Origin of the sequence: Duganella vulcania, assembly GCF_009857655.1 — a bacterium.
In the GTDB taxonomy this organism is placed as follows: Bacteria; Pseudomonadota; Gammaproteobacteria; order Burkholderiales; family Burkholderiaceae_D; genus Rugamonas; species Rugamonas vulcania.
Genome location: NZ_WWCX01000008.1, coordinates 72,555 through 96,712 on the forward strand (window position 1 = coordinate 72,555; position 24,158 = coordinate 96,712).

The 24,158-nt window shown below is 63.9% G+C and carries 24 protein-coding genes; 19 read left to right on the forward strand and 5 right to left on the reverse strand.

Features of this window, described 5'->3' with window-relative positions; translation table 11 throughout:
• The first annotated feature begins 90 nt into the window (after positions 1–90).
• The 18 genes from GTP90_RS08230 (at position 91) to tatC (ending at position 12,848) form a co-directional block, all read left to right on the forward strand.
• On the forward strand, positions 91–1,005 hold the full coding sequence (locus GTP90_RS08230) for an ABC transporter ATP-binding protein (RefSeq protein ID WP_161083046.1): 915 nt from the start codon (positions 91–93) through the stop codon (positions 1,003–1,005).
• Entirely contained in the window at positions 1,002–1,769 is a 768-nt protein-coding gene (locus GTP90_RS08235) for an ABC transporter permease (RefSeq protein WP_161083047.1), read from the forward strand. The genes GTP90_RS08230 and GTP90_RS08235 overlap by 4 nt, the downstream gene beginning before the upstream one ends.
• A gap of 26 nt (positions 1,770–1,795) precedes the next feature.
• Positions 1,796–2,032, forward strand: coding sequence for a BolA family protein (locus tag GTP90_RS08240; protein WP_161083048.1), 237 nt, complete (start codon positions 1,796–1,798; stop codon positions 2,030–2,032).
• 2 nt (positions 2,033–2,034) lie between these two features.
• A complete protein-coding gene (gene murA / locus GTP90_RS08245; protein ID WP_161083049.1) occupies positions 2,035–3,285 on the forward strand; it encodes a UDP-N-acetylglucosamine 1-carboxyvinyltransferase in 1,251 nt (416 codons plus the stop codon).
• Position 3,286: 1 nt separating this feature from the next.
• A complete protein-coding gene (gene hisG / locus GTP90_RS08250) occupies positions 3,287–3,949 on the forward strand; it encodes an ATP phosphoribosyltransferase (RefSeq protein WP_161083050.1) in 663 nt (220 codons plus the stop codon).
• A gap of 6 nt (positions 3,950–3,955) precedes the next feature.
• Positions 3,956–5,272 carry a histidinol dehydrogenase gene (gene hisD / locus GTP90_RS08255; protein WP_161083051.1) on the forward strand — a complete coding sequence of 439 codons (1,317 nt, stop codon included), beginning with the start codon at positions 3,956–3,958 and terminating at the stop codon, positions 5,270–5,272.
• Positions 5,269–6,087: a DNA-methyltransferase gene (locus GTP90_RS08260; RefSeq protein ID WP_161083052.1), complete on the forward strand. Its 819-nt coding sequence runs from the start codon at positions 5,269–5,271 to the stop codon at positions 6,085–6,087. Before hisD ends, GTP90_RS08260 begins: the two co-directional genes overlap by 4 nt.
• A gap of 13 nt (positions 6,088–6,100) precedes the next feature.
• A complete protein-coding gene (gene hisC / locus GTP90_RS08265) occupies positions 6,101–7,195 on the forward strand; it encodes a histidinol-phosphate transaminase (protein WP_161083053.1) in 1,095 nt (364 codons plus the stop codon).
• A gap of 30 nt (positions 7,196–7,225) precedes the next feature.
• The gene (hisB, locus tag GTP90_RS08270) at positions 7,226–7,816 is read left to right on the forward strand and encodes an imidazoleglycerol-phosphate dehydratase HisB (RefSeq protein WP_117012196.1); all 591 of its coding nucleotides are present in this window, start codon (positions 7,226–7,228) and stop codon (positions 7,814–7,816) included.
• Between the two features lie 8 nt (positions 7,817–7,824).
• On the forward strand, positions 7,825–8,463 hold the full coding sequence (gene hisH, locus GTP90_RS08275) for an imidazole glycerol phosphate synthase subunit HisH (RefSeq protein WP_161083054.1): 639 nt from the start codon (positions 7,825–7,827) through the stop codon (positions 8,461–8,463).
• 32 nt (positions 8,464–8,495) lie between these two features.
• The gene (gene hisA, locus GTP90_RS08280) at positions 8,496–9,287 is read left to right on the forward strand and encodes a 1-(5-phosphoribosyl)-5-[(5-phosphoribosylamino)methylideneamino]imidazole-4-carboxamide isomerase (RefSeq protein WP_161083055.1); all 792 of its coding nucleotides are present in this window, start codon (positions 8,496–8,498) and stop codon (positions 9,285–9,287) included.
• The gene (gene hisF / locus GTP90_RS08285) at positions 9,287–10,048 is read left to right on the forward strand and encodes an imidazole glycerol phosphate synthase subunit HisF (RefSeq protein ID WP_161083056.1); all 762 of its coding nucleotides are present in this window, start codon (positions 9,287–9,289) and stop codon (positions 10,046–10,048) included. Before hisA ends, hisF begins: the two co-directional genes overlap by 1 nt.
• A gap of 13 nt (positions 10,049–10,061) precedes the next feature.
• Positions 10,062–10,523: a phosphoribosyl-AMP cyclohydrolase gene (gene hisI, locus GTP90_RS08290; RefSeq protein WP_161083057.1), complete on the forward strand. Its 462-nt coding sequence runs from the start codon at positions 10,062–10,064 to the stop codon at positions 10,521–10,523.
• The gene (locus tag GTP90_RS08295; RefSeq protein ID WP_117012191.1) at positions 10,520–10,858 is read left to right on the forward strand and encodes a phosphoribosyl-ATP diphosphatase; all 339 of its coding nucleotides are present in this window, start codon (positions 10,520–10,522) and stop codon (positions 10,856–10,858) included. The genes hisI and GTP90_RS08295 overlap by 4 nt, the downstream gene beginning before the upstream one ends.
• Before the next feature lie 21 nt (positions 10,859–10,879).
• Positions 10,880–11,251: a histidine triad nucleotide-binding protein gene (locus GTP90_RS08300; protein WP_161083058.1), complete on the forward strand. Its 372-nt coding sequence runs from the start codon at positions 10,880–10,882 to the stop codon at positions 11,249–11,251.
• 102 nt (positions 11,252–11,353) lie between these two features.
• Positions 11,354–11,557, forward strand: coding sequence for a Sec-independent protein translocase subunit TatA (gene tatA / locus GTP90_RS08305; protein ID WP_117012745.1), 204 nt, complete (start codon positions 11,354–11,356; stop codon positions 11,555–11,557).
• Positions 11,558–11,597: 40 nt separating this feature from the next.
• Positions 11,598–12,092, forward strand: a complete 495-nt coding sequence (gene tatB, locus GTP90_RS08310; RefSeq protein WP_161083059.1) for a Sec-independent protein translocase protein TatB — start codon at positions 11,598–11,600, stop codon at positions 12,090–12,092.
• Complete coding sequence (gene tatC, locus GTP90_RS08315; RefSeq protein ID WP_161083060.1) at positions 12,093–12,848, forward strand: twin-arginine translocase subunit TatC; 756 nt, start codon at positions 12,093–12,095, stop codon at positions 12,846–12,848.
• A gap of 2 nt (positions 12,849–12,850) precedes the next feature.
• On the opposite strand, the gene GTP90_RS08320 is transcribed toward tatC, so the two are convergent.
• From GTP90_RS08320 to GTP90_RS08340, 5 genes are all read right to left on the reverse strand, one after another.
• Positions 12,851–13,654, reverse strand: coding sequence for a DUF1640 domain-containing protein (locus tag GTP90_RS08320; protein ID WP_161083061.1), 804 nt, complete (start codon positions 13,652–13,654; stop codon positions 12,851–12,853).
• Positions 13,655–13,762: 108 nt separating this feature from the next.
• Positions 13,763–15,715 carry a DUF885 domain-containing protein gene (locus tag GTP90_RS08325; protein WP_161083062.1) on the reverse strand — a complete coding sequence of 651 codons (1,953 nt, stop codon included), beginning with the start codon at positions 15,713–15,715 and terminating at the stop codon, positions 13,763–13,765.
• Between the two features lie 143 nt (positions 15,716–15,858).
• Positions 15,859–16,293 (reverse strand): CBS domain-containing protein, encoded by a 435-nt coding sequence (locus GTP90_RS08330; RefSeq protein ID WP_161083063.1) that lies wholly within the window; start codon positions 16,291–16,293, stop codon positions 15,859–15,861.
• A 70-nt stretch (positions 16,294–16,363) separates the two neighbouring features.
• On the reverse strand, positions 16,364–20,527 hold the full coding sequence (locus tag GTP90_RS08335; RefSeq protein WP_161083064.1) for a DEAD/DEAH box helicase: 4,164 nt from the start codon (positions 20,525–20,527) through the stop codon (positions 16,364–16,366).
• A gap of 6 nt (positions 20,528–20,533) precedes the next feature.
• Positions 20,534–22,507, reverse strand: coding sequence for a dipeptidyl-peptidase 5 (locus GTP90_RS08340; protein WP_161083065.1), 1,974 nt, complete (start codon positions 22,505–22,507; stop codon positions 20,534–20,536).
• 114 nt (positions 22,508–22,621) lie between these two features.
• Between GTP90_RS08340 and hemE the strand changes: the two genes are divergently transcribed.
• Entirely contained in the window at positions 22,622–23,704 is a 1,083-nt protein-coding gene (gene hemE, locus GTP90_RS08345) for a uroporphyrinogen decarboxylase (RefSeq protein WP_117012183.1), read from the forward strand.
• Positions 23,705–24,158: the final 454 nt, after the last annotated feature.

Consider the following 24,158-nt stretch of genomic DNA (forward strand, 5'->3'; position numbering starts at 1 on the left):
CCTGAGAGCCGCGGCGCCCGCAACACCTTCCGCCAAGTTTAGGCCACACCGCGCCGGTTCGCGCCGCCGCACCTTACAGATAAGTCAAGCATGACAGCGATCCAAATAAGTAATGTCGAGAAGCGCTACAAGTCGCTCCAGGCACTGGGCGGCGTGTCCCTTTCCATCGAGGAGGGGGAATTTTTCGGCCTGCTGGGCCCCAACGGCGCCGGCAAGACCACCCTGATTTCCATCATCGCGGGCCTGATCCGTCCCGACGCCGGCAAGGTCACCATCCACGGGCATGACGTCACCGGCGATTTCCGCGCCGCCCGCAAGAAGCTGGGCGTGGTGCCGCAGGAACTGGTGTTCGACCCCTTCTTCACCGTGCGCGAGACGCTGCGCCTGCAGTCCGGCTACTTCGGCCTGGCCAACAACGACGCCTGGATCGATGAGGTGATGCACAACCTCGACCTGACCAACAAGGCCGACGTCAACATGCGCGCCCTGTCCGGCGGCATGAAGCGCCGCGTGCTGGTGGCGCAGGCGCTGGTGCACAAGCCGCCCGTCATCGTGCTCGACGAGCCGACCGCCGGCGTCGACGTCGAACTGCGCCAGACGCTGTGGAAGTTCATCTCGCGCCTGAACCGCGAAGGCCACACCGTGGTGCTGACCACCCACTACCTGGAGGAAGCGCAAGCCATGTGCAAGCGCGTGGCCATGCTCAAGAGCGGCAAGGTCGTGGCGCTGGACACGATGGCATCGCTGATCCGCCGCATCTCCGGCTCGCAGCTGACGGTCAACCTGGCCGCCGGCGACCTGCCGGAGGACCTGCGCCACCTGGTCACGCATCCGGAAGAGTCGGAGCACGGCAAGAAGTACAGCCTGCGCGTCAACGAATACGCCGAAGTCGAAACCCTGCTGGCGCGCCTGCGCGAATCCGGCGCCGTGATCGACGAAATGCAATTGCAACAAGCTGATTTGGAAGACATCTTCTTGCAGATCATGGACAAGGGGACCGTATGAACTTCATCTCCACCGGCTTCTGCACCCTGGTCTACAAGGAGACGCTGCGCTTCTGGAAAGTGGCCACGCAAACTGTCGCCGCGCCGATCCTGACGGCGATGCTGTACCTGCTGATCTTCGGCCATGTGCTCGAAGGCCGCGTCACCGTGTACGCGGACGTCAGCTACACCGCCTTCCTGATCCCCGGCCTGGTGATGATGAGCGTCTTGCAGAACGCTTTCGCCAACTCGTCGTCGTCGCTGATCCAGTCCAAGATCACCGGCAACCTGGTGTTCGTGCTGCTCACGCCCTTGTCGCACTGGGAGATCTTCTCGGCCTACGTGATCGCCGCCATGGTGCGCGGCATCGTGGTCGGTTTCGGCGTGTTCGTGGTGACGGCGTGGTTCGCCCACCTGTCGTTCACGGCGCCGTTCTGGATCGTGGTGTTCGCGCTGCTGGGCGCCGCCATCCTCGGCACCATGGGCCTGATCGCCGGCATCTGGGCCGAGAAATTCGACCAGCTGGCCGCGTTCCAGAACTTCCTGATCATGCCGCTGACCTTCCTGTCCGGCGTGTTCTACTCCATCCATTCGCTGCCGCCGTTCTGGCTGACGGTCTCGCACCTGAACCCGTTCTTCTACATGATCGACGGCTTCCGCTACGGATTCTTCGGCCAGTCGGACGTCAACCCGCTGGTCAGCGTGAGCATCGTCTCCGCCTTCCTGGTCGCGCTGGCGCTGCTGGCGATACGCTTGCTGCGCAGCGGTTACAGGTTACGCCACTAAGGCGCCACTAATTCTAAGGACCCATCATGCCTACTACTCCAGAACTGATCCACGGCTACATCTCGGCCGGCCTCGAATGCACCCACCTCGAAGTGGAGGGCGACGGCCAGCACTTCCAGGCCTTGATCGTCTCGCCCGCGTTTGCCGGCAAGCGCCCGATCCAGCGCCACCAGATCGTGTACGCCGCGCTGGGCGACCGCATGCGCGAGGAAATCCACGCGCTGTCGATGAAAACCCTCACCCCTGAAGAATACCAAGGATAAGCATGGACAAGCTCCTCATACAAGGCGGCAATCGCCTGAACGGCGACATCAACATCTCCGGCGCGAAGAACGCGGCCCTGCCCATCCTGTGCGCCGGCCTGCTGACGTCGGGCGATGTCGAACTGTCCAACGTGCCGCACCTGCACGACGTGGCCACCATCCTCAAGCTCCTGGGCCAGACCGGCCTGAAAGTGGCGCAGGACGGCGACAAGGTCACGCTCAACGGCAGCGCCATCGACAAGCTGGAAGCCCCGTATGAGCTGGTGAAAACCATGCGCGCCTCGATCCTGGTGCTGGGCCCCTTGCTGGCGCGCTTCGGCGAAGCCAAGGTCTCGCTGCCGGGCGGCTGCGCCATCGGCTCGCGTCCGGTGGACCAGCACATCAAGGGCCTGCAGGCGCTGGGCGCGGACATCACCGTCGAAGGCGGCTACATCTACGCCAAGTGCAAAAAGCTCAAGGGCGCGCGCATCGTCACCGACATGATCACCGTCACCGGCACCGAGAACCTGCTGATGGCCGCGACGCTGGCCGAAGGCGAGACCGTGCTGGAAAACGCCGCCTGCGAACCTGAAGTGACCGACCTGGCCAACCTGCTGGTGGCGATGGGCGCGAAGATCGAAGGCATCGGCACCAACCGCCTGGTGATCCAGGGCGTGGTCGAGCTACACGGCGCGAAGCACGCCGTGATCTCCGACCGCATCGAGGCGGCGACGTTCCTGTGCGCGGTGGCTGCCACCGGCGGCGACATCACGATCCGCAACACCCGCGTCGACATCATGGACGCCGCGCTGGACAAGCTGCGCGAGATCGGCCTGCAGATGACCATCGGCGACAACTGGATCCGCGCGCAAATGGACAAGCGCCCAACGCCGGTGACGTTCCGCACCACCGAATACCCGGGCTTCCCGACCGACATGCAGGCGCAGTTCATGGCGGTGAACACTATCGCCGACGGCGCCAGCCGCGTGACCGAAACGATTTTCGAAAACCGCTTCATGCACGTGCAGGAGATGAACCGCCTGGGCGCGTCGATTGAAACCGACGGCAACACGGCCTTCATCAAGGGCGTCGAGCAGCTGGTGGGCGCGCCCGTGATGGCGACCGACCTGCGTGCCTCGGCATCGCTGGTGATCGCGGCGCTGGCCGCGCGCGGCGAAACGCTGATCGACCGCATCTACCACCTCGACCGCGGCTACGACCAGATGGAAGTGAAACTGTCCGCGGTCGGCGCCAACATCAAACGGATTAAATAACATGAGCGCATTCCAGGCCAACCCGCAGCTGATCCTCGCGCTGTCGAAGGGACGTATTTTCGAGGACACCTTGCCGCTGCTGGAAGCGGCCGGCATCACCGTCACCGAAAACCCGGAGACTTCGCGCAAGCTGATCCTGTCGACCAACGATCCCGATGTGCGCGTGATCATCGTGCGCGCCACCGACGTGCCGACCTATGTGCAGCATGGCGCGGCGGACTTCGGCGTGGCCGGCAAGGACGTGCTGCTGGAGCATGGCGGCGAAGGCCTGTACCAGCCTATCGACCTGCACATCGCGGCCTGCCGCATGTCGGTCGCGGTGCGCAACGGCTTCGATTACGAGACCGCCGTGCGCCAGGGCGCGCGCCTGCGCGTGGCCACCAAGTTTGTCGAGACGGCGCGCGAGCACTTCGCCAAGAAGGGCGTGCACGTCGACCTGATCAAGCTGTATGGTTCGATGGAACTGGCGCCGCTGGTCGGCCTGTCGGACGCCATCGTCGACGTGGTCAGCACCGGCAACACGCTGCGCGCCAACGACCTGAAAGAAGTCGAAGCGATCATGGACATCTCGTCGCGCCTGATCGTCAACCAGGCCGCCCTGAAGATCAAGCGCGCCCGCCTGCAACCGATCATCGAAGCCTTCGAACGCGCCTCTAAAAAGTAAACCATCATGCCGATTCAAATCACCAAGCTCGATTCCACCCAAGCCGATTTCAAAAAGTCACTGGACGCCCTGCTGGCATTTGAAGCAAGCACCGATGAAGCGATCGAACGCGCCGTCGCCGGCATCCTGGCCGACGTGAAAACGCGCGGCGACGCCGCCGTGCTGGAATACACCAACCGCTTCGACCGCATTCCGAACGGCGGCGCCGCCAGCATGGCCGCCTTCGATATTCCCGAAGCCGAACTGCAGGCCGCATTGGCCGCCATCCCCGAAGCGCAGCGCAACGCGCTGCACACCGCCGCGCAGCGCATCCGCGTGTTCCACGAGCGCCAGAAGCAGGAACTGAACGGCTTCACCTACACCGAGGCCGATGGCACGGTGCTGGGCCAGAAGGTCACGCCGCTGGACCGCGTGGGCATCTACGTCCCCGGCGGCAAGGCCGCCTATCCATCGTCGGTGCTGATGAACGCGATTCCCGCGCACGTCGCCGGCGTCAAGGAAATCACCATGGTGGTGCCGACCCCGGACGGCGTGAAGAACCAGATGGTGCTGGCCGCCGCCGCGATTGCCGGCGTCACCCGCGTCATCACCATCGGCGGCGCGCAGGCTGTCGCCGCGCTGGCGCACGGCACCGAGACCATCCAGCCGGTCGACAAGATCGTCGGTCCCGGCAACGCCTACGTGGCCGCCGCCAAGCGCCGCGTGTTCGGCATCGTCGGCATCGACATGATCGCCGGCCCGTCCGAAATCCTGATCATCTGCGACGGCACCACCGATCCTGACTGGGTGGCGATGGACCTGTTCTCGCAGGCCGAGCACGACGAGCTGGCGCAAGCCATCCTGCTGTGCCCCGACGCGGACTACATCGCCAGGGTGGAAGCGAGCATCAACAAGCTGCTGCCGGCGATGCCGCGCGCGGAAACCATCCGCACCTCGCTGACCGACCGCGGCGCGCTGGTGAAAGTGCGCGACATGGCCGAGGCCTGCGCCATCGCCAACAGCATCGCCGCCGAACACCTGGAAATCTCGGCCGAGAACCCGCAGCAGTGGGCCGACCAGATCCGCCACGCCGGCGCCATGTTCCTCGGCCGCTTCTCGTCCGAATCGCTGGGCGACTACTGCTGCGGCCCTAACCACGTGCTGCCGACATCGCGCACCGCGCGCTTCTCGTCGCCGCTGGGCGTGTACGATTTCCAGAAACGCTCGTCGATCATCCACGTCAGCGAAGCCGGCGCGCAAACGCTGGGCAAGGTCGCGGCGGAACTGGCCTACGGCGAAGGCCTGCAGGCGCACGCCCGCAGCGCGGAGCTGCGCCTCAAATGACCGAAGCGTGGATCAATCAGGTCTTCTGTGAGGATGCGCTGGCCGGACTGGCGCGCATCCCGGACGGCTCCATCGACCTGATACTGACCGACCCGCCGTACAACCTGGGCAAGGACTACGGCAACGACTCCGACTCGCAAACGGTGGAGGAGTACCTGCGCTGGACCGAACAATGGATAGACGCAGCGCTGCCCAAGCTCAAGCCCAACGGCAGCCTGTACATCTTCCTGACCTGGCGCTTTTCGCCGGAGATCTTCGTGCTGCTGAAAAAGCGCATGACGATGATGAACGAGATTATCTGGGACCGCCGCGTGCCGTCGATGGGCGGCAGCGTGCGCAGCTACTCGTCGGTGCACGACACCATCGGCTTCTTCGTGCGCCGCAAGGATTACTACTTCGACCTGGACTCGGTGCGCATTCCCTATGACGCCGAAACCAAGAAGGCCCGTTCGCGCTCGATCTTCGTCGGCGCCAAGTGGCTGGAAGTGGGCTACAACCCCAAGGATTTGTGGAGCGTGTCGCGCCTGCACCGTGAGCATCCCGAGCGCGCCGACCATCCCACGCAAAAGCCGCTGGAGATCATCGAGCGCATGGTCAAGGCCTCGTGCCCGCCGGACGGCGTGGTGCTGGACCTGTTCATGGGCAGCGGCACGACGGCCATCGCCGCCAAGCGCTGCGGGCGCAATTTCGTCGGCTTCGAACTGAATCCCGACTACTGCGCCATCATCGCCGAACGCCTGGCGATGCCGGAAGTGCCGGCGCCGCCGGAGAAGAAGAAAAAAGCATCACCCAAGCGAAGTTTAATCAACTCATAGGAGCCTTAGTAAGATGTCTTCCATCGACACCCTGGTCAACACCACCATCCGCTCCGACGTGCGCGCCATCCATGGCTACCACGTCGCCGACGCGAGTGGCTATATCAAACTGGATGCGATGGAGAACCCTTACCACCTGCCGCATCACCTGCGCGAGGAGCTGGCCAACCGCCTGGTGGACGTGACGCTGAACCGCTATCCGGTCGCCTCCTACGCCACCATCAAGGAACGCGTGCGCGCCAAGCTGGGCGTGCCGGCCGGCTACGACGTCATGCTGGGCAACGGCTCCGATGAATTGATCTCGATCCTGTGCACCGGCTGCGCGCTGCAGGACCGCCGCGCCGTGGTGCTGGCGCCGACGCCGTCGTTCGTCATGTACCAGCGCTCGGCGCAATTCGCCGGCATGGACTATGTCGGCGTGCCTTTGAAGGCCGACCTGACGCTGGACCTGCCGGCCATGCTGGCCGCGATCGCGCAGCACAAGCCGTCGCTGGTGTTTTTGTCCTATCCAAACAACCCGACCGGCAACCTGTTCGCGGCCGACGACATCGTCGCCATCATCAAGGCGCTGGACGGCTTCGGATTGGCTGTGGTGGACGAAGCCTACGAGCCGTTCGCGCAGCAGACCTTCATGCACCGCCTGCCGGAGTTCGACAACCTGGTGGTGATGCGCACCGTCTCGAAGCTCGGCCTGGCCGGCATCCGCCTCGGCTACATGTCGGCGGCGCCGGAATTGCTGGCGGAATTCGACAAAGTGCGGCCTCCTTACAACATCAACGTATTGACGCAGGCAGCGGCCGAATTCGCGCTCGACCACGTGGAGGTGCTGAACCAGCAGGCCACCGATTTGCGCGCCGCACGCGCCGATCTGATGGCTGCATTGGCCTCCATGCCCGGGGTGCAGGTCTTCCCGTCGGCGGCGAATTTTATCTTGATACGGGTGCCGAATTCCGATGATGCCTATGCGAAACTGCTGTCCCGCAAGGTATTAATCAAAAATGTAGGTAAAATGCACGATGTGCTGGCCAATTGTTTGCGTATCACGGTCAGCACCCCGGAAGAGAATTCCGCCTTCCTCGATGCCTTCGCAGCATCGCTGGCATCCTAACGTTATCGCCATCGCCATCGCGAGCCTTTCATGAACCGCACCGCAGAAATCACCCGCAACACCAACGAGACGCAAGTCCGCGTTTCCATCAACCTTGACGGCACCGGCCAGCAAAAGCTGAACACCGGCGTGCCCTTCCTGGACCACATGCTGGACCAGATCGCCCGTCACGGCCTGTTCGACCTGGAAGTGGAAGCGACCGGCGACATCCATATCGACAACCACCACACGGTGGAAGACGTCGGCATCACGCTGGGCATGGCCGTGGCCAAGGCCATCGGCGACCGCAAGGGCATCGTCCGCTACGGCCATTCGTATGTGCCGCTGGACGAGGCGCTGTCGCGCGTGGTGCTGGATTTCTCCGGCCGGCCAGGCATCGAGTACCACATCCCGTTCACGCGCGCGATGATCGGCACCTTCGACGTCGACCTGACGCTGGAATTCTTCCGCGGCTTCGTCAACCACGCGCTGGTCACGCTGCACATCGATAACCTGCGCGGCACCAACGCCCACCATCAATGCGAAACCGTGTTCAAGGCCTTCGGCCGCGCGCTGCGCATGGCGTCCGAGCTGGACCCGCGCGCCGCCGGCACGATCCCGTCGACCAAGGGCAGTCTCTAAGCAAAATCATGAAAAAAATCGTAGTAGTTGATTACGGCATGGGCAATCTGCGCTCGGTCGCGCAGGCCCTGCGCGCCGTCGCGCCCGAGGCCAACGTGCTGATCTCCGGCGAAGTGGCCGACATCGAAAGCGCCGACCGCATCGTGCTGCCCGGCCAGGGCGCCATGCCGGACTGCATGCGCAGCCTGCGCGAATCCGGTGTGCAGGACGCGTTGCTGGTGGCCGCCAAAACCAAGCCGCTGATGGGTGTGTGCATCGGCGAGCAGATGCTGTTCGACGTCAGCGAGGAAGGCAATGCCGCCGGCCTGGGCCTGTTGCCGGGCAAGGTGGTGCGCTTCCAGCTGGACGGCCAGTTGCAGGAGGATGGCTCGCGCTTCAAGGTGCCGCAGATGGGGTGGAACCAAGTCCATCAAACCGCGTCTCATCCGATGTGGCAGGATATCGCGGACGATAGTTACTTCTATTTCGTGCACAGCTATTTTGCCCAGCCTGCGCTGAGCGAACACACCGTCGGACAAACTGTCTACGGTGCACCGTTCAGCTGCGCCGTCGCCCGTGATAATATTTTTGCGACCCAGTTCCACCCGGAGAAAAGCGCCGCGGCCGGATTGCAGTTGTACAAAAATTTCGTTCACTGGAACCCTTGATTTCATTTACCCCTAAATCTACCTAAACCATCATGCTGCTCATTCCTGCCATCGACCTCAAAGACGGTCACTGCGTTCGCTTGAAACAAGGCGATATGGAACTCGCCACCGTATTTTCCGAAGATCCGGCCGACATGGCCCTGCATTGGCTGAAACAGGGCGCGCGCCGCCTGCACCTGGTCGACCTGAACGGCGCCTTCGCCGGCAAGCCGAAGAACGAGGCCGCGGTCAAGGCCATCCTGAAAGTGGTGCAGGAATATGCCGAGGAAAACGACCTCGATGAAATCCCCGTGCAGCTGGGCGGCGGCATCCGCGACCTCGACACCATCGAGCGCTACCTGGACGCCGGCATCAGCTACGTGATCATCGGCACCGCCGCGGTCAAGGAGCCGGGCTTCCTGCACGACGCCTGCGGCGCCTTCCCCGGCCACATCATCGTCGGCCTGGACGCCAAGGACGGCAAGGTCGCCACCGACGGCTGGAGCAAGATGTCCGGCCATGAAGTGATCGACCTGGCGCAGAAGTTCGAAGCGTATGGCGTGGAATCGATCATCTACACCGACATCGGCCGCGACGGCATGATGGGCGGCGTGAACATCGAAGCCACCGTCAAGCTGGCGCAGGCGGTCAAGATCCCGGTCATCGCATCGGGCGGCCTGCACAACCTGGGCGACGTGGAAGCGCTGTGCGCGGTGCAGGACGAAGGCATCGAAGGCGTGATCTGCGGCCGTTCGATTTACGAAGGCACCATCGACCTGGCCTCGGCCCAGTTGCGCGCGGATGAACTGAGCGGCGACGTGGTCGAAGAAGACACGGAAGAATAATGCTCGCTAAACGCATCATCCCCTGCCTGGACGTGACCGACGGCCGCGTCGTCAAAGGCGTCAATTTCACCGAGCTGCGCGACGCCGGCGACCCGGTGGAAATCGCCCGCCGCTACGACGAGCAGGGCGCCGACGAACTGACCTTCCTCGACATCACCGCCACCAGCGACAACCGCGGCCTGATCCTGGACATCATCGAGGCCGTGGCTTCGCAGGTGTTCATTCCGTTGACGGTGGGCGGCGGCGTGCGCGAGGTGGCCGATGTGCGCCGCCTGCTCAACGCCGGCGCGGACAAGGTCGCCATGAACTCGTCGGCGGTGACCAACCCGCAGCTGGTGTTCGACGCCTCGCAAAAACACGGCTCGCAATGCATTGTGGTGGCGATCGACGCCAAGCAGGTTTCGCCGGGCAAGTGGGAAGTGTTCACCCACGGCGGCCGCAAGGCCACCGGCATCGACGCCATCGAGTGGGCAAAGAAAATGGAACAGCTGGGCGCCGGCGAAATCCTGCTGACCAGCATGGACCGCGACGGCACCAAGTCCGGCTTCGACCTGGGCCTGACGCGTGGCGTGTCCGACGCGATCAGCATCCCGGTGATCGCCTCGGGCGGTGTCGGCGGCCTGCAGGACCTGGCCGACGGCATCAAGCTGGGCAAGGCCGACGCGGTGCTGGCGGCCAGCATCTTCCACTATGGCCAGCACACCGTGCAGGAAGCCAAGCGGTTCATGGCGCAGCAGGGCATTCCGATGCGCCTGGTTTAATTGGAAAATGACGATGTCGACTACCCCAAGCGCCTTGGCCAAGGCTAAATGGCTGAAGAAGATCCAATGGGACGAGCACGGCCTCGTGCCGGTCATCGCCCAGGAAGCGGGCAGCAACGATGTGTTGATGTTCGCCTGGATGAACCGCGATGCGCTGGCCAAGACGGTCGAGCTGGGCGAGGCCGTCTACTGGAGCCGCTCGCGCAAGAAGCTGTGGCACAAGGGCGAGGAGTCCGGCCACGTGCAGAAGGTGCTGGAAATCCGCCTCGACTGCGACGAGGACGTGGTGCTGCTGAAGATCGAGCAGGCCGGCGGCATCGCCTGCCACACCGGCCGCCATTCCTGCTTCTTCCAGAAGTTCGAGGGCGACGCGCTGGAAGGCGACTGGCAGAACACCGAGCCGGTGCTGAAGGACCCATCGGAAATCTACACCCCCGCCACCGTGGCGAAAACCAAAGCAAAGAAACCGACATGAGCACTATCCTGGACCGCCTGGCCGACATCATCGAGTCGCGCAAACTGGCCAACGGGGGCGATCCCGCCACGTCCTACACGTCCAAGCTGTTCTCCAAGGGCGACGACGCCATCCTGAAGAAAATCGGCGAGGAAGCCACCGAGACCGTCATGGCCGCCAAGGATGCGCGCGCCGGCGGCGACAGTGGCAAGGTGCTGTACGAGGTGGCCGACTTGTGGTTCCATACGCTGGTGCTGCTGGCCCAGTTCGATTTGAAGCCGCAGCAGGTGCTCGACGAGCTGGCGCGCCGCGAAGGCGTATCCGGCATCGAGGAAAAAGCCGCCCGCAAGGAATAACCCCCCACTCACGGAGTCGTTGTGGAAAACTGCCTGTTTTGCAAGATAGCTGAAAAGAAAATCCCTTCCGCCATCGTTTACGAAGACGAAGACCTGCTGGCCTTCAAGGACATCAATCCGGCCGCGCCGGTGCATTTGTTGCTGATTCCGAAGAAACATTTCTCGACACTGTCCGATTGCAGCGCCAACGAGGCGCCGCTGCTGGGCAAGATGCTGGCGCTGGCCCCCCGTCTGGCAGAGGAAGCCGGCTGCGGCGTCGGCTATGATGCGGACGGCGCGCCGACCGGCGGCTACAAGACGCTGATTAACAGTGGGCCCAATGGCGGCCAGGAGGTGTACCATTTACACCTGCACGTGATCGGCGGCCCACACCCGTGGCGCGGCCAGCGCTAAGCCGTATGACATCTACATGACAGGCGGCGCATCGCTTATACTGTCGCAGCAGTTCTGGTCTCAATGGATAATCGGGCGCATGCGCCTTGCAAGGGGAATATGATGGGTTCATTTAGTATTTGGCATTGGCTGATCGTGCTGGTCATCGTGATGCTGGTTTTCGGTACCAAGAAACTGGGCAACATGGGTTCGGACATCGGCAAGGCCGTCAAGGGCTTCAAGGATGGCGTCAAGGGCGAGGACGACAAGCCGGCCACGCCAGCCGCGCCGGGTACCATCGACGTCGACGCTAAAGAGAAGAAGTAAGCTGGGGGAGCGCTGCTCCCTGCCCGGCTGAAACCACCTTATGATCGATCTCGGTCTTACCAAACTTGCTGTGATCGGCGTGGTTGCGCTGGTCGTCATCGGTCCTGAAAAGCTGCCCAAGGTGGCCCGCATGGCCGGGACGCTGTACGGCCGCGCCCAGCGTTACCTCAACGAAGTCAAATCCGAAGTCTCGCGCGAGATCGAACTGGAGGAGTTGAAAAACCTCCAGAAGGAAGTGCAGGCGGCGGCCGAGAGCGTGAAGGCGGACGTCGAGAATTCGATGTCGCAGCACGTGGCCGAGGTGGAAAACGCCTGGCACGACACGCCGACCATTCACACGCCGACCATCAGCCACGTCACCACCGACGACCTGTCGCGCAAGGCGCGCGAGTTCCGGCGCAAGAAGCTGGTGCGCAATTCGGCCATTCCCGGCTGGTACAAGCAGCGCAACGGCGGCAAGATGCACGTGACCTCCGGCGCCGCGCGCGTGGCGCGCTTCCGCCCCGGCAGCAACTCCTCTTCTTCGTTCTACTAAATGACTACTCCTGAAAAGGGCGAAGAGACCTTTATCTCTCACCTGATCGAATTGCGCGACCGCCTGGTCAAGGCATCGATCGGCATTGCCATCGTCTGCATCGCGCTGATGATCTGGCCCGGTCCGTCGCATATCTACGATTTCATCGCGCGGCCGATGATCGCCTCGCTGCCGGTCGGCTCGAAGATGATCGCCACCGGCGTGATCTCACCGTTCCTGGTGCCGATGAAGGTGACGCTGGTCATCTCCATCATCCTGTCGCTGCCGTGGGTGCTGTACCAGCTGTGGGCCTTCGTGGCGCCCGGCCTGTATGCGCACGAGAAGCGGCTGATCGCGCCGCTGGTGATTTCGTCGTCGGTGCTGTTCATGTCCGGCGTGGCGTTCTGCTACTTCCTGGTGTTCGGGCGCGTGTTCCAGTTCATCTCCGAGTTCTCGCCGCAGTCGATCGCGGTGACGCCGGATATCGAGAACTACCTGGATTTTGTGATGTCGATGTGCCTGGCCTTTGGCGCGACCTTCGAGGTGCCGGTGGTGGTGGTGATTCTGGTGCGTATGGGTTTGGTCAGCGTGGCCAAGCTGAAGGAGATACGGCCTTACGCCATCGTCGGCGCCTTCGTGGTGGCAGCGATCGTTACGCCGCCGGATGCGGTCAGCATGTTCTCGCTGGCGATTCCGATGTGCCTGCTGTTCGAACTGGGCCTGCTGGTGGCGCCGATGTTCGTGCGCATGTCAACGGCGCCGGAAGAGAAGGCCTGATCTCAGGAAAACAGTTTCACCAGTATCACGACATTCAATGTCAGCGAAATTCCCATCATCCAGAATAGCGTGGTGAATTTCGCTTTGACGCTGGCTTTCAGGGCTTCCAAGTCGCGTCCCAAGACCGCCACGTCTTGCCTCAAGGCCGCCACGTCCTGCTTCAAGGCCGCCACGTCCTGTTTCAAGGCCGCCACGTCCTGCTTTAAGGCCGCCACGTCCTGTTTCAAGGTCGCCACGTCCTGCTTCAAGGTCGCCACGTCCTGCTTCAAGGCCGCCACGTCCTGCTTCAAGGCCGCCACGTCTTGCTTCAAGGCCGCCACGTCCTGCTTCAAGGCCACCATGTCTTGCTTCAAGGCCGCCACGTCCTGCTTCAACGTCGCCACGTCCTGCTTCAAGGCCACCACGTCTTGCTTCAAGGCCGCCACGTCCTGCTTCAAGGCCACCAAGTCTTGCTTCAAGGTCGCCACGTCCTGCTTCAGAATAGCGACGTCTTGCTTCAACGTTTCCACGGCCTGCTGCAGCCATTCCACGATCTGCTTCAGGATAGCCAGGTCCTGCTTCAACGTTTCCATGTCTTGCTTCAGCAAATCCACGATCTGCCTCAGCGTATCCATGTCGTGCTTAACGATTTCTATGCGGGCGACGAAATCCGTTCTGAGCAGCACAAGCTCGCTGGGCGTGACGGTCGCCTCGGCAAACGCTTCAATCAGCGCTTGAGCCTGGGCCTCGGCTTGAGGCTTGGGTATCCCGGCCTCTACGAGTGTTCGAACGTACTCAAGTGTGTCGAATTTGATGGGCATGGTCATGATCACTCCCCGATTAAATAGTAGCAGAAGCCAGCCAAAACGCAGGCCAGCTCCCACCCTATCGAATCAATGGATGAGCCGTTTGCGCGCACGCAAACGGCCGTGATCCTACTGCGTCATTAAGCCCTTGATCACGCGCACCGGCGCGCTGCCGTAGCTCAGGAATTGCTCGTGGAATTCCTTCAGGTTGAACTTGGCGCCCAGCTGCTGCTTGCGCTGCTCGCGCAATTCCATGATCTCGCTGTAGCCGCTGAAATAGCTGGTCAGCTGCACCGACGACACCTGCACCCGATGCCACTTCTCCACCGCCTCGCTGCGCGTCTGGAAGGCCTGGCGCGTCAGCAGGTCGATGGCCTGCTCCTCGGTCATGCCCAACACATGCACGCTGTAATCGAGGATGGTATTGGTCACGCTGCGCAGGTTCCATTTCGAGTACATCAGCCACATCTCGGGCGCGTTGTCGCCATAGCCGGACTCCAGCATCATGCGCTCGCCATACACCGCCCAGCCCTCCACCATCGCGCCATTGCCGAAGATGGATTTGACGATCGACGGCGACTTGTTCGCATACACCAGCTGCGCGTAGTGCCCCGGTATCGCCTCGTGGATATTGAGGATCTGCAGTATCCAGTAGTTGTACTCGCGCAGGCTGCTCTCGGCCGCCTCCGGCGTCGCGCCGCCAAGCGGCGTCACGTTGTAGTAGGTGCGGTCCTGCGGGCGATACGGCCCCGGCGCATCGATGCTGGCGCCCGCCACACCGGCCTGGTAGGCGGGCGTCGCGCGCACTTCCAGCTGTTTCTTCGGATCCAGCGTCAGCAGGTTGTGGCTGATCACCCAGTCCTGCAGCACCGGCACCTGGCGGCGGATCTCGGCGAAGAAATCCTCGCGCTTCACGTGGCGCTCGGACAGCTTGTCGATCACCATGCCGATCTTGGCAAAGCGGTCGGCCGGCTTGGCGGTGGCGCCCATGGTCTTGTCCCACAGCTCGTCGGAGATGCGTTCCATATTGGCCAGCAATTCCTCGCGCGCGGCCAGCGCCTTCTGGTAGGTCTGCTCGGCCGTGCTGCCGGACTGGATGTCGAAGGCGAACTTCTGCTCATACAAGTCTTTGCCCAGGCGGAAGCTGCGGCGGCCCACAGTGTCCATCTGCTTGTCCATCTCGGTCAGGAAGGCGACGTAGCCGTCCACCGCCGTCAGCGCCGCGTTCACGCGCTGGGTGAACAGCTGCTTCTCCACCGGCGTCAGGATGGACGCCTGCGCCGCCTTGTCCACCTCGGTCAGCAAGGTCTGCACGCCGGGCGCCTGGGCGATCGCCAGGCGGGTGTGCTCGCGCGTCGGGTTGACGATGTTGGCGCGCGCCGCGTCGTAGTAGGCCGGGATGCCGGCGATGCGCTTGAGCAGCGTGCGCAGGCGCTGCGGCTGGGCCGCGTATTCCGTGTTCAAGATCAAGTCGATCGGGCCGGCCACGTTGTAACTGGCCGGATTCCACTCGAATTCCTTCAGGGTGGTCAGGCGGAAGCGGTCGCTGTCGAGCTTGTTGATCAGCAGCGCCAGGTCGGTGCGCTGCTTGGCCGACAGCTGGCTGGCGTTGATCGCGCTGAAACGCTGCTTCCATTCGTCGATGAAGGCCAGCTCCTTGGCCTGGCCGGCCTTGTCGGGGATGGACAGCGTGGCGGCGGTGTCGTACTTGCCGGCGTAGATCGCGCTTTCCGAATCGATGCGCCACAGCGCGTTCAGGAACTGGCTGCTCTGGCCGTCGAAGGAACGGTCCTGGCGGCGTTCCGGCGTGCCGGACGGCTTTAGCGACGGCGCCACCGCTGCGGCGGCCACGGCGGTGGCGGCGACCGCCCTGGTCTTGCCCTTGCCTTTGCTGGTGCTGTGTTTGCTGCTGCCCTTGGCGGCCTTGCCGCCGCTCCTGGCGTGCGCCCCATGGGTCGAATGCGTGGACTTGCCGCTGCTCTTGGCCGCGGCGTGGGCGGCTTTGTGGTGCGTGCTGGCGCCGGCTGGTGCGACGGCGAGCGTCGTCATCAATACAGCCAGCGCGATTTTTGTCTTGATCATCGTAGGTAGCCTCTGTTTATTTTGACCAGGCCCGCCCATGCACGAGGCGGGCTCAGTCGAAGCGTGGGAGATTATCACTAATCGACCCGCTTGAGAGCGCCCGTTACAAGACAAAAACCGGAAACCGCGATTATTCGGCCGTGCTACATCGGCGGCATCGGGGAGGAGATATCGCGCAAGGTCTCCACCGTGCGCCCTTCCATGGCCTCGTCCCGCACCAGGTCCGCCATCGCGACGATGCCGACCAGCTTGTGGTCGTCCCGGCTGACCACCGGCACCCGGCGCACCTGGATGTCGCCCATGTCCTCCATCACCTCCTCGACGCTCTGGTCCTCGTAGCAGTAACAGATATCCTCGGACATCACCTCGGTCACCAGCGTTTCCTCGGGCCCGAGGCCGGCGGCGGTGGCGCGGATGGTGATGTCGCGGTCGGTGATCATGCCAACCAGGCGGTGGCCCTCGGTGACCGGCAGCGCGCCGACATCGAGATCGTCCATCAACTCGGCCGCGCGGCGTATGGTTTCCTCCGGCGACACGCTGGTCACGTCGCGACTCATTATGTCTGCTATGGTTTTCATGGCGCTCTCCTCTTCACAAACCCGGTGCGGGCAATGCCAGTAAGACCGGAGCGGGCCAGGCAAAGTTCATCTACTTTTTCAGGCCTTCCTGCAGCATGTTGAGCATCTCGCTGGCGGACATGCGGCCGCTGACATCGCTGCCTTCGAGCAGGCTGTCGGCCAGGTCGCGCTTGTGCTGGTGCAGCTCGACGATGCCTTCCTCGATGGTGTGGCGCGCCACCAGCCGGTAGATGGTCACCGGCCGCAGCTGGCCCATGCGGTGCGCGCGGTCCGAGGCCTGGTCTTCCACCGCAGGGTTCCACCACGGGTCCATGTGGATCACGTAGTCTGCGGCGGTCAGGTTGATGCCGACGCCGCCCGCCTTCAGGCTGATGAGGAACACGTCGCCCTGGCCGGACTGGAACAGGTCCACGCGCTTCTTGCGGTCGGCCATGGTGGTCGAGCCGTCCAGGTACTGGTAGCTGATGTTGTTGGCGTCCAGGTGCGCGCGGATCAGCGACAGGTGGTCGACGAACTGGCTGAACACCAGCACCTTGTGGCGGTTCTCCAGCAGGCCTTCCAGCAGGTGGGCGAAGGCCGCCAGCTTGCTGCTGGCCAGGCCCAGCTCCGGCGCGATCAGGTTGGGATTGCAGCAGGCGCGCCGCAGCCGCATGATCTCGGCCAGGATCTGGATCGACTTCTTCTCGGCCGGACCTTCGACCGCGGCCAGGTTTTCCAGCGCGGCGCGGCGCAGCGATTCGTACAGCGCCGTCTCTTCCGCCGACAGGTCAACCTCCATCGTGATCTCGGTGCGCGACGGCAGCTCGGTCAGCACCTGCGCCTTGGTCCGGCGCAGCATGAAGGGCTGGATCAGACGCCGCAGGCGGTTGCGGGCGCCCAGTTCGGCGCGATGGTCCTGCGGCTTTTCGATCGGCGCGGCGAAGCGCAGGTTGAATTGCTCGATGCTGCCCAACAGGCCCGGATTGATGAAGCGGAACAGGTTCCACAACTCGCCCAGGTGGTTCTCCAGCGGCGTGCCGGTGGCGATCATGCGGAAGTCGCCCTTGAGCGCCATCACGGCCTGCGAGCGCTTGGTGGCGCCGTTCTTGATCGCCTGCGCCTCATCGAGCACGATGGTGTTCCACTGCACACCGGCGAACAGCGCGGACTCCAGCTGCAGCAGGCCGTAGCTGGTCACCACCAGGTCGTAGGGCTGCAGCGTGGACATGGTCTCGGCGCGGTCGCCGGGGCCGAACAGCTTCACGTTCAGGGTCGGCGCGAAGCGCGCGGCTTCGCTGATCCAGTTCATGCAGACGGAGGTCGGCGCCACCACCAGCGTCGGGCCTTGCGGCGCGCGCGACAGGATCAGCGCCAGCGCCTGCAGCGTTTTGCCCAGGCCCATGTCGTCGGCCAGGCAGGCGCCCACGCCCCAGCTGGCGAGGCGCGACAGCCAGTTGAAGCCTTCCAGCTGATAGTCGCGCAGCTCCGCCTGCAAAGTGCTCGGCAGCTGCGGCACGAAGGACGCCTGCGCCTCCATGCGCGCCAGGTGCTCCTTCCACAGCTTGTCCGATTTCAGGCCGCCGATATCGTCGGCCAGTTCCTCCAGCGCGAACGACGCCAGCGGATGCAGGCGCACGCCGTCGCCGGTGATCTCGCCGTAGACCGACACCTCCATCAGGCGGCGGTGCAGTTCCTCGGTCAGCGCCAGGTAGCGGTTCTCGCCCAGCTCCACGAAGCGGCCCTGGCTCTTCTGCATCAGCTCCAGCAGCGTCTTCAGGTCCATGACCTTGCCTTCGTCGATCTGCAGTTCGCCGCTGGCCGCGAACCAGTCCTTGTTGCTCTTGATGGCGAGGCGCAGCTGCTTGGTCTCCACCTTGGCGGTCACGCGGAAGCTCTCGCCTTCCGGCCAGGCCAGCACGATGCTGTCCGGGTTCATCTCCTGCAGCTCCACCAGCAGCTGCAGGCACAGCGCCGGTTGGCCCAGCAGCCATTCGCCGTGTTCCTGCTCGGCCGATTCCAGCACCGGACACTTGGCGATCAGTTCGCGCTCGGCGTCGCGTTCGTCGATCAGTTTGCGGCGCGCCTGCACCGGCTTGCCGTTGACGTCCGCGATCACACTGTCCGCGCCGGCGCCGGGTGCGTAGTACGCGCCGTTGGCCAGCGGCCGCACCAGCACCTGCATCTTCAGGCCGTGCTGGTAGGGCAGCAGGTGCAGGTGCAGGCGCATGTCGGCCTCCACCTGTTCCATGTCCGGCGCGGCGCCGCCGATTTCCGACTGCACCGTCACCAGCGACGAGATGGAGCTGATCGCGTGCAGAACCTGCTGTTCCGCGTGGGCCGGCACGCTCAGGCCATCGCCGACGATGGCGGCGATGCGGCGGTGCTCGTCGAGGATGGTGACCACGCGCAGGCGGGTCGGCGTCTCCTTGGTGACGATGACGGAGGAGCTGTCGTCCGGGATCGGCGGTTGCAGGCGCAGTTCCAGGTTGCCGGGGCTTTTTTTGATCAGCAGTTCAGGCTCGCCGGCCAGCATCTCCACGCGCGTATCGGGCGCGTCGGCCCAGAACAGCAGCGGGTGGCCGATCAGCGCGGAGGCGGCGCGCTGCGGATCGATTTCGTAAGCGAGGCCGCTGGACTGGTAGGTGCGGTGCGCCACCGAGATCGCCTCGGACGCGCGCACGTCCTGCGGCGTGAGGAAATCGAACTGCTCGGCCTCGAAGCGCAGGCGCTTGAGGCCCACGGCGCGGCCCTTGCTCCACAGGCCGCGCGCGTCGCGCTTCTGCTCCACCGGCGCGACGTCGGTCAGCCCGTGGCGGTTATCGTAGTTCAGCATCCACACCAGGCGCGTGCTGCCGGCGGCATCGACGGCGGCGGGCTGCTGCAGGTTGATCAGCGCCGTCAGCTGCCGCTGCCACGCCTCCTGCCGCTCGAACCACACCGTCAGGTCAGGGTAGCCGAGGCGCGAGCGCAGCGCGTTCGCGTGGCGCTGCTGTTCGACGTCGCCCAGGTGGCCCAGCAGGCAGGCGGCCTGCCCGGCGATGAACAGGTAGCCGGCGCGTTCGGCGTTCTGCGCCAGCTCCTCCAGTTGCGCCTTGCGCTCGGACAGCTGCGGCAGCGACAACCAGAAATACAGCAGGCACTGGAACATCTGCGTCTGCAGGCCGGTCTCCCACGCCAGCGTGGAGACGGCGGCGGGCGGCATGATGCCGGCGCGGATCTGGCGCAGCATGTCGATCTGCTGGTGCACGGCGGTGTCGCGGTTCTGCGGCATGCGCACGGCGATTTCGAGGTAGGCCTCGGCCGCCTTCAGGTGTTTCGGGTCGCCGCTGCGCAGCATCGACAGCAGGTACAGGTAGCCGCCCATGCCGGTGAGCAGGTGCTTGCGCTTGCCGGTGTCGCGCCGCAGCGTCTTGAGCGCCGCGTCGAAGCCGACGATGGCCGCGCCGCTGGCGCCGCGCAGCAGCACCACGGCGCTGGCGAGGTACTGGCTCTGCGGGCCGGCGGTGCGCTCCAGGTAGCGCTTGGCGTCGTCCAGGCGGCCGCACAGGATGGCGTCTTCCGCCAGTGCCATGCGCAGCTCGGGGCTGATGTCGTCCTTGGCGGCTTGGCGGCGCTGCATGTGCTGCTCGCAGAATTCGCGTATCACCGGCACGGTCAGGAATTCATGCTGGGCGTTTTGCAGCAGCACCATCAGCACATCGTCCTGCAGCAGCGGATGCACGCGCGCCAGCATGCCAGGCTCGAACGGACGGCCGAAGATGTCGACAATGGGATGCAGCTGCGCCGCCTCGTAGCTGCCCAGGCAGAAGGCCAGTATCGGCTGGATCTGCTGCGGCGTCTGGCCGCGCAGGAGGCCCATGCGCAGGCGCGCCATGCCGGCGCGGTAGCTGCGCGGTTCGACGCTGTTCCAGGTCTGGCGCATCGGCACCAGCTCGTCGTAGGCATTGCACAGGTCATCCAGCGCGTGCGTGCCGATGGACGCGCGCATCGCCGGCCAGCGCAGCTTGGGGTTGCAGACAAAGCCGCGCCCCGTCACCACGCTGATGAAGGCCAGCCGTTCCAGCTTGCGCAGCGCCTCGTCCAAGGTGCCGACGCTGTAGGCGTTGCCGTCCTTGTCCTCGATGCGCGCGCGGTTCAGGTGATCGAGGATGGAAGTGCGTCCCACCGGCTCGCCGATCAGCGCGAGCAACGCCAGTATCATTTTTTCGTTGAACTCAAGCGTGTCAAATTCGGCGAGCAGCTTTGCGTCGGTCATGCGGGGTCAGTCTTTCAGGTTATCGATGTGTACCGGCGGCGTGGCGGCCGGGTCGTGCAGGCCACGGGTTAGCTTAAATACGCGCTGATAGAAGTACAGCTCCGCCTCCAGCGTGCGGACGATGTTCTCGCCCTTGCGGAAGCCGTGGCCCTCGCCCTCCAGCGGCACATAGGCCACCGGCACGCCGCGCGCCCTGAGCGCGTCGACCATCATCTCCGACTGCTGCGGCGGCACGACCTTGTCGTCCAGGCCCTGGAAGAAGATCATCGGGCGCGCCAGCTTGTCGGTGTGGTTGATCGGCGAGCGGGCCTGGTACAGCGCCTCGGCCTGCGGCTGCGGCGCGATCAGGTATTCGTTGTAGTGCGATTCGAACTTGTGCGAGTCCTGGTCCAGCCCTTTCAGGTCGGACACGCCGTAGTAGCTGGCGCCGGCCTTGAACACGTTGTGGAAGGTCAGCGCGCACAGCGTGGTCAGGCCGCCGGCGCTGCTGCCGCGGATGATCAGGCGCTCGCCGTCGGCCAGGCCGCGTTCCACCAGCGCCTGCGCGCCGGCCACGCAGTCCTCGACATCGACGATGCCCCACTGGCCTTTGAGCAGGTCGCGGTAGGCGCGGCCAAAGCCGGTGCTGCCGCCGTAGTTCACATCCAGCACGCCGAAGCCGCGGCTGGTCCAGAACTGGGTCTTCAGGTTCAGCGTGTTGACGGTCATCCCGGTCGGGCCGCCGTGGCTGATGACGATCACCGGCGGCTTGCTGCCTGCGGGCGCGGTCACGTCGCGGTTGCGCGGCGGGTAGAAGAAGGCATGCGCGGTGCGGCCGTTGGCGCTGGGGTAGCTGATGCTGTCGGGGATGGACAGCTGGTCCTCGTCCGGCAGTTCCTCGATCGACTGCGCCAGGATCTCCACGCCCTCCTCGGTGAAGTCGATGCGCGCCAGCTCCATCGGGATGGTGGGGCCGCCCGCCAGCATGGCGATGTAGCCAGGGGCCACGCGCAGTTCGCGGATTTCCTCGTAGGGATTGGCGATGGCTTCCAGCTTGCCGCTGCCCGGCAGCAGGCGCGCCAGGCGGCTCACGCCCTTGTCGATGTAGGTGCAGATGATTTCGGAGGCCGAGCGGAAGCCGTACATCGAGTTCCCGAAGGTCCAATGCGGCGAGGCGAATTCCGCCTCCATCGGGCACAGGCCCTCGGTGCGGTCGCGGCCCCGGCACAGACGGTACAGGTTCCACCAGCCGCTGCGGTCGGAGACGAAGTGCAGCAGGCCGTCCGGCGACCATTCGGGCTGGCATACCGATTCCTCATCGCCGCCGGCGATGCGCAGCGGCGCGGCCACCGTGCCGTCGTCGGCGATGTCGGCCAGCCACAGCGTGGTGCCCTGCCATGGCATGCGCGGGTGGTCCCAGCTCAGCCAGGCCAGCGAGCGGCCGTCCGGCGACAGGCGCGGCGACGAGTAGAAATCGGCTCCCTGCGCCAGCACGGTCTCGCCGCCGTCGGCGTCGATCGCGCAGATGGTGTTGGCTGGCTGCGTGTGCGGATCATCTCCATGCAGCTCGCGCACGCCGATCAGGCGATTGCGCGCGCGGTCCACCACGAAATCGGCGAAGCGCTGCTTGCCGGCCGTGGTCAGCGCGACCGGCGCGGCGCCGTCGTCGGCTAGATCAAGTTTGTAGACGCGGTTGTCGGCAAAATGCGAAAAATAGACGGTATCACCGTCCACCTGGTAGGCGCCGCCGCCATATTCGTGTACCCGGCTGCGCACATTGAAGGGGGCCGGGGTCAATTCGCCAATGGTCGCGCCGTGGTGGCGCAGCAGGGTATTGCGGCCCGCTTCGGCGGCGCGGCCGGCCAGCCAGAAGATATCGCTGCCATCGGCGCCACCCAGCATCAGCGTGGACAGGGGCGTGGCGCCGGCGGCGACGCGCGCGGCGCTGATGGTCGATGGCCAGGCGCCGTAAGGGGCGGTAATGGGTGGGGCGGATGTCATGGCGTCTCCAAAGTCGGGTGCTACGCATGATAGTGAATGAACGGACTATCATCCAGCAAAAAAAAACCGCGCAGGATGCGATAATAGCTCTTTGACCGATTTCGATTGCCTTCCATGCCACAATTTGCCCCGCTCCAGAACGACACCTTCTTGCGCGCGTTGTTGCGCCAGCCGACCGACTACACGCCTGTGTGGCTGATGCGCCAGGCGGGGCGATACCTGCCGGAATACCGCGCCACGCGCGCCAAGGCCGGCTCCTTCATGGGCCTGGCCACCAATCCCGACTACGCCACCGAAGTCACGCTGCAGCCGCTGGACCGCTTCCCGCTGGACGCGGCCATCCTGTTCTCGGACATCCTGACGGTACCGGACGCGATGGGCCTGGGCCTGTACTTCGTCGAAGGCGAGGGCCCGAAATTCGAGCGTCCGCTGAAAACCGAGGCCGATGTGATGGCGCTGCGCGCGCCGGAACTGGGCTCGCTGGACTATGTGTTCAAGGCCGTCACCCAGATCCGCACCGAATTGAACGGCCGCGTGCCGCTGATCGGCTTCTCCGGCAGCCCGTGGACGCTGGCCTGCTACATGGTCGAAGGCCAGGGCTCGCGCGAGTTCCACACCATCAAAACGATGCTGTACAACCGCCCGGACCTGATGCATCACATTTTGAGCATCAACGCCAAGGCGGTGGCCGAATACCTGAACGCCCAGATCGACGCCGGCGCCCAGGCGGTGATGGTGTTCGACTCGTGGGGTGGCGCGCTGGCCGACGGCGCCTACCAGGAGTTCTCGCTCAAATATATGCAGCAGGTGGTTTCGCTGCTTAAACGCGACAAGGACGGCGTCAAGATCCCGGCCATCGTCTTCACCAAGGGCGGCGGCCACTGGATCGAGCAGATCGCCGACATCGGCGCCGACGCGGTCGGCCTGGACTGGACCGTCAACCTGACCCAGGCGCGCAAGCTGGTCGGCCACAAGGTCGGCCTGCAGGGCAACCTGGATCCGGCCATCCTGTTCGCCAGCCCGGACCAGATCCGCGCCGAAGTGCACAAGGTGCTGGACGCCTACGGCACGCCGGCCGCCGGCAATGGCCACGTGTTCAACCTGGGCCACGGCATCTCGCAGTTCACGCCGCCGGAGAACGTCGCCGCCATGGTCGAAGCCGTTCATAGCTACAGCAAGGCCCAGCGCGCCGGCTGATGTAATTTGCGAACAGAGGGCACGTTTCTCCGGAGGCGTGCCCTTTTTCGTTGGTGCGCACGGGAAAGCAAATACCGACTTATACACAATTTTTTTTGCTGCGGAAATATTAGGCAGTGCTTTTTTTCTAGCCCGAGAGCTCCTTGCAAGTCGTTGATTACATGGAATAAATTTTGTGGACGAAGAGTCAATAGATGGCAAGTCGTAAACCTTGACTGTGCGCTGAAACTAGTTTATTTCTTCATTGTCCACAAAGTTATCCACAAAAACTGTGGATAAAAAATAAAAGTACTTAGTAAACCGTGACTTAGCCATAATGTTGCTGTTTTGCTTGAAGTGTATGTTGCGTTGCACGATTTTTAGGCAAAGTTTAGACCGCGATAACGAAGTTGCGAACAGACAAACCTTATACATAAAGTACCTACTGGCTTCCGCGTTGATAGTATTGCATTGT

Bases quoted from the DNA above. Each gene is read 5' to 3' on its own strand.
- GTP90_RS08230 (WP_161083046.1), top strand. From the start codon at position 91: ATGACAGCGATCCAAATAAGTAATGTCGAGAAGCGCTACAAGTCGCTC.
- GTP90_RS08235 (WP_161083047.1), top strand. From the start codon at position 1,002: ATGAACTTCATCTCCACCGGCTTCTGCACCCTGGTCTACAAGGAGACG.
- GTP90_RS08240 (WP_161083048.1), top strand. From the start codon at position 1,796: ATGCCTACTACTCCAGAACTGATCCACGGCTACATCTCGGCCGGCCTC.
- murA (WP_161083049.1), top strand. From the start codon at position 2,035: ATGGACAAGCTCCTCATACAAGGCGGCAATCGCCTGAACGGCGACATC.
- hisG (WP_161083050.1), top strand. From the start codon at position 3,287: ATGAGCGCATTCCAGGCCAACCCGCAGCTGATCCTCGCGCTGTCGAAG.
- hisD (WP_161083051.1), top strand. From the start codon at position 3,956: ATGCCGATTCAAATCACCAAGCTCGATTCCACCCAAGCCGATTTCAAA.
- GTP90_RS08260 (WP_161083052.1), top strand. From the start codon at position 5,269: ATGACCGAAGCGTGGATCAATCAGGTCTTCTGTGAGGATGCGCTGGCC.
- hisC (WP_161083053.1), top strand. From the start codon at position 6,101: ATGTCTTCCATCGACACCCTGGTCAACACCACCATCCGCTCCGACGTG.
- hisB (WP_117012196.1), top strand. From the start codon at position 7,226: ATGAACCGCACCGCAGAAATCACCCGCAACACCAACGAGACGCAAGTC.
- hisH (WP_161083054.1), top strand. From the start codon at position 7,825: ATGAAAAAAATCGTAGTAGTTGATTACGGCATGGGCAATCTGCGCTCG.
- hisA (WP_161083055.1), top strand. From the start codon at position 8,496: ATGCTGCTCATTCCTGCCATCGACCTCAAAGACGGTCACTGCGTTCGC.
- hisF (WP_161083056.1), top strand. From the start codon at position 9,287: ATGCTCGCTAAACGCATCATCCCCTGCCTGGACGTGACCGACGGCCGC.
- hisI (WP_161083057.1), top strand. From the start codon at position 10,062: ATGTCGACTACCCCAAGCGCCTTGGCCAAGGCTAAATGGCTGAAGAAG.
- GTP90_RS08295 (WP_117012191.1), top strand. From the start codon at position 10,520: ATGAGCACTATCCTGGACCGCCTGGCCGACATCATCGAGTCGCGCAAA.
- tatA (WP_117012745.1), top strand. From the start codon at position 11,354: ATGGGTTCATTTAGTATTTGGCATTGGCTGATCGTGCTGGTCATCGTG.
- tatB (WP_161083059.1), top strand. From the start codon at position 11,598: ATGATCGATCTCGGTCTTACCAAACTTGCTGTGATCGGCGTGGTTGCG.
- tatC (WP_161083060.1), top strand. From the start codon at position 12,093: ATGACTACTCCTGAAAAGGGCGAAGAGACCTTTATCTCTCACCTGATC.
- GTP90_RS08320 (WP_161083061.1), bottom strand. From the start codon at position 13,654: ATGACCATGCCCATCAAATTCGACACACTTGAGTACGTTCGAACACTC.
- GTP90_RS08325 (WP_161083062.1), bottom strand. From the start codon at position 15,715: ATGATCAAGACAAAAATCGCGCTGGCTGTATTGATGACGACGCTCGCC.
- GTP90_RS08330 (WP_161083063.1), bottom strand. From the start codon at position 16,293: ATGAAAACCATAGCAGACATAATGAGTCGCGACGTGACCAGCGTGTCG.
- GTP90_RS08335 (WP_161083064.1), bottom strand. From the start codon at position 20,527: ATGACCGACGCAAAGCTGCTCGCCGAATTTGACACGCTTGAGTTCAAC.
- GTP90_RS08340 (WP_161083065.1), bottom strand. From the start codon at position 22,507: ATGACATCCGCCCCACCCATTACCGCCCCTTACGGCGCCTGGCCATCG.
- hemE (WP_117012183.1), top strand. From the start codon at position 22,622: ATGCCACAATTTGCCCCGCTCCAGAACGACACCTTCTTGCGCGCGTTG.